The 12,436-nt window shown below is 38.0% G+C and carries 9 protein-coding genes, 1 riboswitch and 1 other annotated feature; of the genes, 4 read left to right on the top strand and 5 right to left on the bottom strand.

Features of this window, described 5'->3' with window-relative positions; translation table 11 throughout:
- Positions 1-13 precede the first annotated feature (13 nt).
- From NAG76_00390 to corA, 4 genes are all read right to left on the bottom strand, one after another.
- A complete protein-coding gene (locus NAG76_00390; GenBank protein URN94755.1) occupies positions 14-868 on the bottom strand; it encodes a DMT family transporter in 855 nt (284 codons plus the stop codon).
- Positions 869-1,010: 142 nt separating this feature from the next.
- Positions 1,011-1,847, bottom strand: coding sequence for a histidinol-phosphatase (locus NAG76_00385; protein URN94754.1), 837 nt, complete (start codon positions 1,845-1,847; stop codon positions 1,011-1,013).
- Between the two features lie 305 nt (positions 1,848-2,152).
- Positions 2,153-3,055 (bottom strand): LysR family transcriptional regulator, encoded by a 903-nt coding sequence (locus tag NAG76_00380; protein ID URN94753.1) that lies wholly within the window; start codon positions 3,053-3,055, stop codon positions 2,153-2,155.
- Positions 3,056-3,291: 236 nt separating this feature from the next.
- On the bottom strand, positions 3,292-4,227 hold the full coding sequence (corA, locus tag NAG76_00375; GenBank protein ID URN94752.1) for a magnesium/cobalt transporter CorA: 936 nt from the start codon (positions 4,225-4,227) through the stop codon (positions 3,292-3,294).
- Between the two features lie 445 nt (positions 4,228-4,672).
- A riboswitch (SAM riboswitch) is annotated at positions 4,673-4,778 on the top strand.
- Between the two features lie 313 nt (positions 4,779-5,091).
- On the opposite strand from corA, the gene metA reads away from it, so the two are divergent.
- From metA to thrS, 4 genes are all read left to right on the top strand, one after another.
- Positions 5,092-6,009, top strand: a complete 918-nt coding sequence (gene metA, locus NAG76_00370; protein ID URN94751.1) for a homoserine O-succinyltransferase — start codon at positions 5,092-5,094, stop codon at positions 6,007-6,009.
- A 23-nt stretch (positions 6,010-6,032) separates the two neighbouring features.
- Positions 6,033-7,199: a PLP-dependent transferase gene (locus NAG76_00365; GenBank protein ID URN94750.1), complete on the top strand. Its 1,167-nt coding sequence runs from the start codon at positions 6,033-6,035 to the stop codon at positions 7,197-7,199.
- 674 nt (positions 7,200-7,873) lie between these two features.
- The gene (locus tag NAG76_00360) at positions 7,874-8,830 is read left to right on the top strand and encodes a putative sporulation protein YtxC (GenBank protein URN94749.1); all 957 of its coding nucleotides are present in this window, start codon (positions 7,874-7,876) and stop codon (positions 8,828-8,830) included.
- Positions 8,831-8,987: 157 nt separating this feature from the next.
- Positions 8,988-9,222 (top strand) — a binding site (T-box leader).
- Positions 9,223-9,306: 84 nt separating this feature from the next.
- Positions 9,307-11,244, top strand: a complete 1,938-nt coding sequence (gene thrS, locus NAG76_00355) for a threonine--tRNA ligase (protein URN94748.1) — start codon at positions 9,307-9,309, stop codon at positions 11,242-11,244.
- 32 nt (positions 11,245-11,276) lie between these two features.
- Here thrS and NAG76_00350 read toward each other — a convergent pair whose 3' ends face one another.
- A complete protein-coding gene (locus tag NAG76_00350) occupies positions 11,277-12,266 on the bottom strand; it encodes a LysR family transcriptional regulator (protein ID URN94747.1) in 990 nt (329 codons plus the stop codon).
- Positions 12,267-12,436: the final 170 nt, after the last annotated feature.

Raw genomic sequence — 12,436 nt, 5'->3', positions numbered from 1 at the left:
GTAATTAATAAATTTACAACGTAATACGAATACAGATTAATCCAAGCAAAAGTGATGCAAATGCCACCCATTGTATACGAGATAATCTTTCTTTGTAAATAATAATGGAAAAAATAGTAACAATAAGTCCGTTTGTTGCGAAGATTGGTGCAACTAGATTAGACTGCCCATATTGCAATGCAACTGCATATAACTGTAATCCACCGTAAGATAATAGACCAGTTACAGCACCATATCTCCAACCAATTGCTTTAGAATTTGAGGATGAACTTCGATCATTAACTACAGGTTTCAAATAGAAGAAGATTGCCATGAAATAAGCGACAAATAAAACAGGAGCACTTTCATAGCCAAGCTCTTCTGTTACTTTCAAACCACCGTTACGAATGGTGAACATAATTATAGCTAGTAATATAAACCCATACCACCATGAAGACGTGATGCTTTTTGATTCTTTCTTCTGGGTGATTAGAATGGTAGCAAATATTAATAGTATAATACTGAAAATTTGTATTGGAACAAGCAATTCTCCATATACCAGAGTACCAAGTAATACGACTAGAACGATGTTCATATTTGTTAATGGTGAAGTAAGGGTAGCTGGTCCAGTATCTAGTGCTCTCATGAAGTATAGATTACCTAAAGCTGACCCTAGACCAATGATTAGTCCAGCAATCCATATATGTAGATCAAGTAATTGAATGTATGAACCGTCGATTATGGAATTAACGCCAAATCCTAATGCACCAACGATATACAATGCTAAGAGCAGTGTGTTCACTGAACCCCTTTTCATCTGGGAGACTTTCATCCACCAACCTGCAGTTCCGAATACGATTGCACTTAGAATTGATAGAAATAGCCACAAATTAACCACGTCCTCGATGTTATCATAAGCCTGTTAAAGTAACGCGCATGAAAAAACCTCTCTTACTTAACAACTTCTTAAGTTAGAAAGGTATTCAACAAACAAATAATATATAAATATTTACTGTTTAGGCAAGCAGTAGTTACAATGAAACTTCAATGGCTTGACGGTTTTTATAATACACCCAACTCGTATATCCGATTTCTTTCAGTCGATTGGCTACTTCATTGAAATCATCACCGATACGTTTTGGAGTATGAGCATCAGACCCAAAAGTTACTTTCACACCGTAATGAAATGCTCTTGCCAAAATATCATCAGAAGGATACCATCCACCAACATCTTTAGTACTACCAGATGTATTGATTTCGATTGCTACATTACAGTCAGCAATGATTTTTAATGTTTCATCGATTTTACTGCTAGTAGGGATATCAGAAAATGGAGGATAATAACCTTTCATTGCATCGATATGACCAAGAATTTGGAACAGCCCACTACGAGCAGATTGAGCTATAAGATCATAGTAGAGTTCTTTGGTTTCGATTTTTTCTTGATCGGTTAGACCTTTCCAGCGGTTTTTGTTGAAAATACTAACACCTGATACTTGATGAACAGAACCAATAACATAATCGAAAGGTACTTCATTCAAGGCTGTTTCGTATAAACTAACATGTTGTGGGAAGAAATCAGATTCTATTCCGAGCAACACATCAATTTTTCCATTGTATTTCTGTTTCAACGATTGTACTTCTGCGATGTAATTTGAAAATTCACTTCTGGCCATCGCGATCCCCGGGAAAGGATGGTCATCGTTATGTGAAAAGTAAGGTGTATGATCTGAAATACCAATGGCTTGGAAGCCTTGTGCAATTGCAGATTGAATGTAATCTTCAATTACACCGTCAGCATGCCCACAACGTTTATGATGGGTGTGAAGATCAAATTTAACACGGTTGTTATTGTCAATTGTACTCATTTGCAATCCTCCTAAAACTTTTCAATTACTTTGTTGACTAGCTTCCTTGAGATTGAAAAGTACATTGGAAGCTTAACTAACGGGTTATGGATATCTGATTTATGAACTACCTCTTCCAATAAAGATTCATAAAGCAGGCTTTCAGAACCGAGAAGATAGAGCGCTACTTGTAGAAGGAGGAAGCGCAAGTGTACATAATTGGTACACGCGGCCCGGACTTCGCAAGTTCGCTATATATTCGACGACGAGTGCGCTACGTAAGCATAATCTTCGTTATCAAAGTCTGATTTATGAATTTCCACTTATTACTCGGCATTCATAAATTTATACTCAGGCATCCCCTTCAAATCGCTAATAAATTGTTGCATAGCTGAATTAATGTATCGACCTGATTTATACACAACACCTACAGGATGTGTAGCTTCAAGCTCTTCTACTCTAATTATTTTTAAAGTGCCTAACTTAAGCTCTTGCTCAATAGATAATTTAGATACAATCGCAGCTCCCAGATTGATCTCTACCATTCTTTTTACTTCTTCACTACTAGACAATTCCATCACAATATTAGGAGTGAGGTTATGCGTCTTACATATTTTATCTACAAATCTTCTGCCTAAAGTATCAGGAGCAAGCATGATGAGTGGCGTCTGTTGCAATTGATCTATTGTAATATAATCATAAGAGCTTAATGGGTTTTCAGGAGCTACAATTAATTCGAATGTATCATAATATAGGATGGAGGAACTTATATTAGCATTTTTTTCAGTTAAATAAGTAATACCAATATCTACGCTTCCGTTATCCACACTACTCATAACTTGAGAAGAGGGCATCGTATGAATCGTTGTTTTGATTAAAGGATATTGATTTTGAAAATAGGAAAGGACTCGTGGTAGTACTTGGACCGCGATAGAAGCTGTTGTTCCTAAAACAATGTGGCCTTGTGGATTATCGTTAAGATCTGAAAGTCTTTGCTTTAAGTCATCAACGATCGAGAGCATTCGTTCAGCATGTTCAAGAAAAACTTGTCCATGTTCAGTTAAAGTGACAGGTTGATTACGATCAATCAAAATAGTATTGAATTCTTCTTCTAAGCTTTTGATTTGTGCCGATACAGCTGGCTGAGTCAAATTCAAAAGCTCACCTGCCTTTCGAAAGCTCATCGTTTTCGAAATTGTAAGTAAGGTTTCTAGCTGACTAATATTCAATTCTGCCAATCCCCCTTCTCGAATAGTTCAACTCGATGGAGCTATCCTCTATTATAGCGAATTCAAACACAATGGGCAAAAATAATTGGATATTAGTTCAATTTACTTCATAAATTTCGTCTGCAACAAAGGTAGTAGCATATTATTTGAGTAAATATAACGAAAAAACTTCCTTAGATGTACTGAAAGTCAAACATTCAGTACATCTAAGGAAGTTAGCGTTTATAAAAATGCACTTATAGCCATTCTTTTTTGCGGAAAATAATATACATACTTATTCCTAGCGTAATCATAATCCCAAGTACAACATAAGCTCCATACTTGAAGTGAATACCAGGAATCGTATCGAAGTTCATACCATAAATACCTGTAATAAAAGTTAGTGGCATGAAAATCGTAGTAATAGCTGTAAACACTCTCATAATTTCATTGGCACGACTGGATAGTGATGACTGGTAGGCCTCGCGTAAGTTACCCATTAGATCTCGATACGTATCAAAAGATTCAGCAGTTTTCAATGCGTTCTCGTATACGTCACTGAAATATTTCTGTAGTTGATCATCAATCAATTTGAGTTCTTTCTTGATTAAAGTTGCAATGAGTTCTCGTTGAGGACCGAGCACCTTTTTCAACCACAATATTTCACTTCGAAGACCGATAATTTCATTCAAATGAGATTTCTTGGTGTGCATCAAAATATCTTCTTCAAGTACTTCGATTCGAAGCTCAATCCGGTCACCGACTAGTGCATAATTATCAATAACTAAATCCACTAAGTGATAGAGGAATTGATCAGGCCGTGTTACCTCTTGTTCCCAAAGAATAGGTTTCAGTGTACGCAACTCGTTAATTTTCTGCTTCGTCACCGTAATAATAAAATGTTTACCTAAGAAAATATTAAGGGCACGTAAGAAAAATTCTTCATCATCGAAACGTATACTATTTACAACGATAAAATAATGACTTTCATAAATTTCAATTTTCGGACGTTGCTCTTCTTCAGTCAAACAGTCTTCAACCGCAAGATCATGCATACCGAATATTGGTTGTAGAACAGTTAGATCTTCTACATCAGCATCGATCCAGTAAAATCCCTCGCTAGGTGGTCTTACAGTATCTTCAATATTTTCAATTAAACTAAAGTTTCCGCTTTTAACATGTCTAATTTTCATAATAGTTCTCCTTCCCGTCTGGAGGAGCTACTTAAAAACTATATTGCTTACGTTGTTGTCATCTATAATAGTAGCGTAATGGCTGTGGGAATAGAGATGAGCAACCATCGTTAGCAAGCTTTAATGGTAGCGTCCAAATATGAAATTGCCAGGTACTCGGTCGATCATCGTCCATCTAAGCCACACACTCCTTTGCTTCATTAATAATAATGGTTTTCTACTTAACTGTAGCATACCTCAACATTTAGAGAGCATACATATGCTAGTGATGAAATAGGATTACACTTAAAAAGCCCATGAATCCTTGTCTAGTATACTCTGATGTGTCCGAATCATTCAATATAAATTTCTAGAAAATAATAAAAAATGATTGATAATCATGTTCTTGACGTAGCACAAATAATGCTATAAAGTAGTGATATTAGTGACAATTGAATATGCTACTTTCTTATCAAGAGCAGGCGGAGGGAAAAGCCCTATGAAGCCCGGCAACCGGCATTTTATGCACGGTGCTAAATCTTGCGGAAATTTAAGTTTCTGAGAGATGAGAGAGAGGTTACGATAGATAGACCTTTTCTCAATCCAGAAAGGTCTTTTTTTATATACATTTCCATGTATGGATCTACTTTTATTTACAAAAAGTGGATCAAAAGACCGTAAAAGTTAGTTTTGTTTCCGAGGTACTTTTCATTTACGAGAAGTATATCCAGGCAGTTATGAAAATTTAGGTAATGCTTCCGATGTGCTTTTCATTTACAGGAAGTATATTCAAGCAGTTATGAAAAGTTAGTTTTGCTTACGAAGTACTTTTCATTTACGAGAAGTATATTCAAGCAGTTATGAAAAGTCTAAGGAGTGAGTGTTATGCCAATCAAAATTCCAGATTCTCTACCGGCTAAGGAAGTTCTTATGAGTGAGAACATCTTTACGATGGATGAAAGCATTGCCTACAAACAGGATATTCGACCACTGCGAATTGTGATTCTTAATTTAATGCCGACGAAAGAAACAACTGAAACTCAATTGTTACGTTTGATTGGTAACACACCACTACAGGTTGAAGCTGTGTTGTTACACCCTAAGACTCATACATCTAAGAATACATCATCGGACCATCTAACGAGCTTTTACAAAACTTTTGATGAGATAGAACATCAATATTTTGATGGAATGATCATCACTGGTGCACCTGTAGAAAATCTACCTTTTGAAGAAGTAAACTATTGGGAAGAGTTAACTCAAATTATGGACTGGAGTAAACTACATGTTACTTCTACTTTCCATATTTGTTGGGCAGCACAAGCAGGACTTTACCATCATTTCGGTGTTCCGAAATATCAGTTGGACGAGAAGATGTTCGGAGTTTATCCACATAGTCTAAGCACACGAAATGTTCCTCTACTACGTGGCTTTGATGAAATGTTCTTTGTACCACAGTCACGTCATACTGAGGTGCGTCGTGAAGATGTGGAACAAATCGATGAGCTTGAAATATGGTCAGAATCCGAGGATGCAGGTTTATATATTATTGCTTCCAAGGGAGGCAAGCAGATTTTCGTAACAGGTCATTCTGAATACGATGCTGCGTCATTAAAATTCGAATATGACCGAGACAAAGCCAAAGGTCTTGAGATTGAAGTTCCTAAAAATTATTTCCCTGGAGATAACCCAGATCGCACTCCAATTTCTACATGGAGAGCACATGCTAATTTGTTATACTCAAACTGGTTAAATTATTATGTTTATCAACTTACGCCTTATGAATTAGGCGCAGGGATATAGGATGAATGGGAGAGAGTAATTTCATGAAAATTGAAAGTCGCTTGGCACAAATTGGTTCGCAAAAAGATACAGTAACGGGAGCTGTAAGCTTTCCCATTTATCAGGCAACAGCATTTCGTCATCCAGCATTAGGCGAAAGTACTGGCTTTGATTATGCAAGAACAAAAAGTCCTACACGTTCTGTTTTAGAAGAAGCAGTGGCTCAATTGGAATCTGGAGATGCAGCTTTTGCCTGTAGCTCGGGCATGGCTGCCCTACAAACAATCTTTGCTTACTTCAGTTCAGGTGATCATCTAATTGTATCTCTTGATCTGTACGGTGGAACATATCGTCTATTAGAGCGTGTTATGTCTCGGTTTGGTGTAACAGCAACTTATGTAGATACAAATAGTTTAGATGATTTGCAATCCAGTTTGCTTCCTAATACGAAAGCAGTTTTAATCGAAACACCTACTAATCCGTTAATGATGGTTACCGATATTGAGAAAGTAACAACATGGGCAAAAGCTAATGGTCTACTTACGATTGTAGACAATACATTACTAACGCCATATTACCAACGACCGATTGAATTAGGAGCAGATATCGTCATTCATAGTGCGACGAAGTATCTTGGTGGTCATAATGATGTGCTCGCAGGTCTAATTGTGACGAAGGGCGAAGCATTGTCGCAAGAGATGGCTATTCTTCATAATTCTATTGGTGCAGTACTTGGACCACAGGATTCATTCTTACTTACTAGAGGTATGAAAACATTAGCTCTTCGAATGGAACGCCATCAATCGAATGCAACAGCAATTGCCAATCATCTGTTGACTCACCCAGCGATAGCTGAAGTGTTCTATCCTGCATTGGTAACGCATCCCGGACATGATATTCAGAATAAGCAAGCATCTGGTAACACGGGGATCTTCTCATTCAAAGTGAAGGATGCACGTTATGTAGCTCCGATACTTCGTAATGTGAAGTTGATTGCATTTGCAGAAAGTCTGGGCGGGGTAGAATCATTAATGACGTATCCAGCAGTGCAAACACATGCAGATATTCCACTAGAAATTCGCCAAGCTATTGGTGTCGATGATCGCTTACTTCGTTTCTCTGTTGGTATTGAGCATGTGGATGACTTAATAGCAGACCTAGACCAAGCACTAGCCGCTGCCGTAGAGGAAGTTCAAAACATCCACTCGTGATCACGATGTAACGCGTTGTAGCGTAGTCGGCATCGAAGCTGCCATTCATCGGAAGCCTGCGAGTGCTCGTGTACCAATAACGTACACTCCGCTTCTCGTTTCCTAGCTTCATGGCATCTTCTTGGTGCTGACAAGTGAATGTTTTGAACCTTCATTGTAAGAGGAAGTTCAATAAGCGGACTTTGATAACGATGATTATGCTGTCGTAGCGTAGTCGGCATCGAATATGAAGCGAAATTGGAAAGTACGGTTCGCGTGTACGTAATCATGTACACTTGCGCTTCCGCCTTTCTCAAGTAACGCTCCATCTTCTCGGCTTGCGAAAGCTCGCTTTTTGAACCTTTATTGTAAGCTTCGTGCTCTTGACCGCTCGTGTACTCGTACCGTACACATTGCTGGGTTTTGTTACAATGCTTGTGATCACGATGACTACGCTAACGACGTATAATCGACATCGAAGATGAAACGAACTTGTATTAATAAATTAAATTAATAGTAATATTATGAAATGTATAGGTTGTATGGCTTGTAAACTGTGAAGTTTACGGGCTGTACAGCCTTTTTTATTTTTATTCGTACAAGGTTTATATAATTTATTGTATGTATGCCAAACTCTTCCCTGTATATACAGTGTCCACTGACCATATACTTTATGGGAGAAAGGAGTGATCACATTGAGTATACTAACGATTTACTTCCCTAGTCACCAAGAGCAACATTTGCAACCGCTAGTTCAACTAATTAATGAGCAACTGTTGACCTATATACATAGTAATGACAAACGGAAGAAGCGTGATCGACAGAATGTCATTGCTTTACCGATCGAATTGGAGGTTGATATGGCAAGTAAAACGCTGACCTTTGAGCCTCAGATGCCGATGTTTCAACTCTTACTACATGGACCGATGCTTTATCAATTAGTATCCAAATTGTTAGGGCGATATATTGTTGAACATTGTGAGGAAAGTATTATATTTTCATTAATTCAAAAACGCTGTGAGAAAAACAATATTAAGCCAGCAAGTGTAGCACAGTATTGCTTTAATATTTTGAACAATGATCCATGGGAACCGCTAGGTAAGAAATTTACCGAGGAAGATCGACAGCGGAGATCCAATAAGATATCGGAAGAACTTAATCTACATCTTGAGACCAATTCGGAGTTACATCTAGATGGGTACATCGCTTTTCGAATGCATAACTACAAACGAGAATTGAAGGAAGTTGTAGAGTATGCCATGGATGAATATATACTTGATCAGCAGTACGAAGAGTTTATGACTTTGTTGAAGTACTTTGTGCAATTACAAGAAACTCGGATAGATATTGTTCATCTCGTTCAACAAGAAGGAAATAGTTTTATTCTATGTGATGATGCAATGTTACCACTAGAAATTAAACATGAAAATGATCGGATTGTTGCCGAGATGTTGGAAACGGAAATTAACATTGAAGATATCGTTATCAGCTCATTAATATCAGCTTCGCCACAAAAAATTATGATTCATGCTAAACATCATGAATATCAGGTTATTCGTACTGTTAAATCGATTTTCGGAGAACGTACCCAAGTATGTACGACATGTCCAATGTGCCGCAGTAACCAAGAAGAGATTATCCCGTTTCAATAAATACTGTAGTACTAAACAGTTTACTATTATGCTACAGCGACATAGTTTATAGAAATGGAAACATAATCATCGTTGTATGCATCTTGACGAAAAGGTTCGTAATATCTATAATATTGAATATACGAAGAACATTTCACGATGTTCTTACTACTTATAAGTAATAGCAATGACGAAGACAAGCAACTATGCCGCTCAGGCTCAGAGATAGGAAACTAGGCTGAAATTTCCTTCCATGAAGCACATAGATGTACCACTTCTTAGCTGTATAGCAGAACGTTCTAAGAACGAAGTAAGTTATACCGGATATCTCCGTTATCAGATTTTTACGAGGACTGCAATTGTTGTAGTTGAAGTAGGGTGGAACCACGAGATGACAAGCACTCGTCCCTTTTTGGGATGTGTGCTTTTTTTGTGCTTTATTTTATGGACAAGAAGTAGTTAAAGACAAACTTAATAATTTTAGGAGGTAGTATTTAATGAGTATTAATGTAACTTTCCCAGACGGCGCTGTACGTGAGTATCCTGTAGGAACGACTACTGAAGATATTGCAGCATCGATTAGCTCTGGACTGAAAAAAAATGCAATCGCAGGTAAAGTAAATGGTAAAGTTGTGGATGTATATGCACCGATTGAAGCTGACGCAACTGTTGAAATTGTCACTGTAGATAGTGCAGATGGTCTTGAAGTATACCGCCATAGTACTGCTCACTTAATGGCGCAAGCGATTAAACGCCTTTACAAAGACGCAGATGTGAAACTAGGAATTGGTCCTGTTATTGAGGATGGTTTCTACTATGATCTAGATATGGAGCAATCACTTACTCCAGAAGATCTTGTGAAAATTGAGAAAGAAATGACTCGAATTGCTGGTGAAAATCTTCCGATTCGTCGTCGCGAAGTTTCTCGTGCAGAGGCGCTAGCTACTTTCACTGAGCTTAAAGATAATTTGAAATTAGAATTGATTAACGATCTTCCTGAGGACTCCGTGATTACAATCTATGATCAAGGCGAATTCTTCGATCTATGTCGTGGTCCGCATCTTCCAAGCACAGGACGTATTAAAGCATTCAAGCTTCTTAGTGTAGCAGGTGCTTACTGGCGTGGAGATTCTAAAAACAAAATGCTACAACGTATTTACGGTACTGCATTTGCTAAGAAAGCAGAACTTGATGAGCATCTTCATTTCCTAGAAGAAGCGAAAAAACGTGACCACCGTAAACTTGGTAAAGAGTTGAAAATGTTCACATTCTCTCGTGAAGTTGGACAAGGTCTTCCTCTATGGTTGCCGAATGGTTCTAAAGTTCGTAGAACAATGGAACGTTACATCGTTGATCTTGAAGAACGACTAGGCTATGAGCATGTATATACTCCAGTACTAGCTAACGTTGAACTTTATAAAATTTCTGGTCACTGGGAGCATTATAGTGAAGATATGTTCCCTCCAATGCAGATGGATAATGAAGAACTTGTCCTACGTCCGATGAACTGTCCGCATCATATGATGGTTTATAAGAGCGATATGCGTTCTTATCGTGATCTTCCAGTTCGTATTGCTGAGATGGGTACAATGCACCGTTATGAAATGTCAGGCGCTCTAACTGGTCTTCACCGTGTACGTGCAATGACATTGAATGATGCACATATCTTCTGTCGTCCTGATCAAATTAAAGAAGAGTTTGCTCGCGTTGTTAACTTAATCCGTAAAGTTTACGAAGATTTCGGAATTAAAGAATATCGCTTCCGTCTATCTTATCGTGACCCTAAAGATACTGAGAAGTACTTCCAAAACGATGAGATGTGGGAAATGTCTCAACGTATGTTGCGTGAAGTAGTAGAAGAACTTGAGCTTCCATTCTTTGAAGCGGAAGGTGAAGCTGCTTTCTATGGTCCTAAGCTAGATGTACAGATCAAAACTGCACTTGGTAAAGAAGAAACATTGTCTACTGCACAATTAGACTTCTTACTACCTGAGCGTTTTGAACTTGAATATATCGGTGATGACGGTAAGAAACATCGTCCAGTTGTTATTCACCGTGGAATTATTAGTACAATGGAACGTATGACTGCATACTTGATCGAGAACTTTGCAGGTGCACTTCCTCTATGGTTATCACCAGTTCAAGCGAAAATCATCCCAGTATCTATTGTATACGATGAGTATGCAATGAAAGTGAATGATCTATTGCTTGAAGCGGGAATTCGTGTAGAGAAAGATCTTCGCAATGAGAAGCTTGGTTACAAGATTCGTGAAGCACAACTGGAGAAAGCTCCATATATGCTTGTAGTCGGCGAGAACGAGATGCAAGCAGGTACTGTTGCGATTCGTAAACGTGGCGAAGGTGATATTGGCTCTATGCCAATTGCTGAGTTTATTGCTCTTGTACAACAAGAAATCGCGAATAAAGCTCAATAGTATTGTATAAAAGAGCCGATCTGATAATTTAATCAGATCGGCTTTTGCTCTCTAATAATCTCGAGAAAAGCATTCATTTGTGGGGATATCCAGCGTTCAGGATTATAGCATACGAAGATCATACGCTGTGGTAAATCTTTATGAATATCCTCACAAGCAAGCTTTCCAAAAGCAACTTCTTCTTGAATAGCAGTATAGGAGATGAATGTTATATTGTTCCCATACACTAGTGTACGTTTAATGGATTCTATAGAATCCATCTCTATCCCGTTTTTAAAACTAATATTGTTGATTTGTGCCCAATGATTGGTCATCTCACGAGTTGTAGATTGTGAGCCATGAAGTAGAAAAGGGTAAGCTGCAAGCTCTTCAGGTAATATAGTAGACTTATCCGCATTAGAGTGCATACTGAAGTTGGGGGTTATATTAGTTAAGCCATCTGTTAAGTCATTACAATCTGTTATAACTTGATGGATGTTATTTTTTTTTGCAAGAGGATGATTTACAGAATAGGCGACGACGAGTTTATCTTCACAGATCGCTTCGTAATACAGTTCATCTTCGGTGCTAGCTTTTTGTGCTGAAATAAAGCCTATGTCGATTTGTCGTTCAGCTAACATTTGACGAATTACAGGTGCAGTTCTTATAGTAAGTCTCACTTCTACTTCAGGGTACGCTTCTCTAAATTGATGAATCCACACAGGTAGCAAATAAGTTCCGGCAACGTAACTTGCCCCAATATGAAATATTCCCTTCTCAGGCGAGCGTTGCTCAGCCATAATACGTCCCGCTTCAAGTCCAAGTGCTCTAATTTTTCGCGCATAATGAAGTAATGCAGTCCCAGCACGTGTAAGTTTGTAGCGCCCACCATAGGTCTCGAAAAGGGGTACACCATATTGCTCTTCTAGACTTTTCATATGAAAGGTAATCGTCGGTTGCTTAACGCCCAGAGCGTCTGCGACGGCGGTTATTTTTTTATGTTGATCAAGTAATACAAGAATATCTAGCTTAATAAAATTCATATTGGATTGCCCCCAGAAGAAGATTTTCAACTCGGAGTATAGATTATCTCTATGAGAATGTAAAGATACTAATAGTTTATTTAATAAACACTTAACACTACGAAGATATTTAGCTGATGAATAAAGATTATTCTGTAGACAAGCAAGAGAAGACGAGAAGGGAGTGAAGT

It is taken from the genome of Candidatus Pristimantibacillus lignocellulolyticus, from assembly GCA_023639215.1.
GTDB classification, from domain to species: Bacteria; Bacillota; Bacilli; order Paenibacillales; family Paenibacillaceae; genus Pristimantibacillus; species Pristimantibacillus lignocellulolyticus.
The sequence above is the reverse complement of the archived record's forward strand: the minus strand, read 5'-3'. Positions and strand labels throughout refer to the sequence as shown.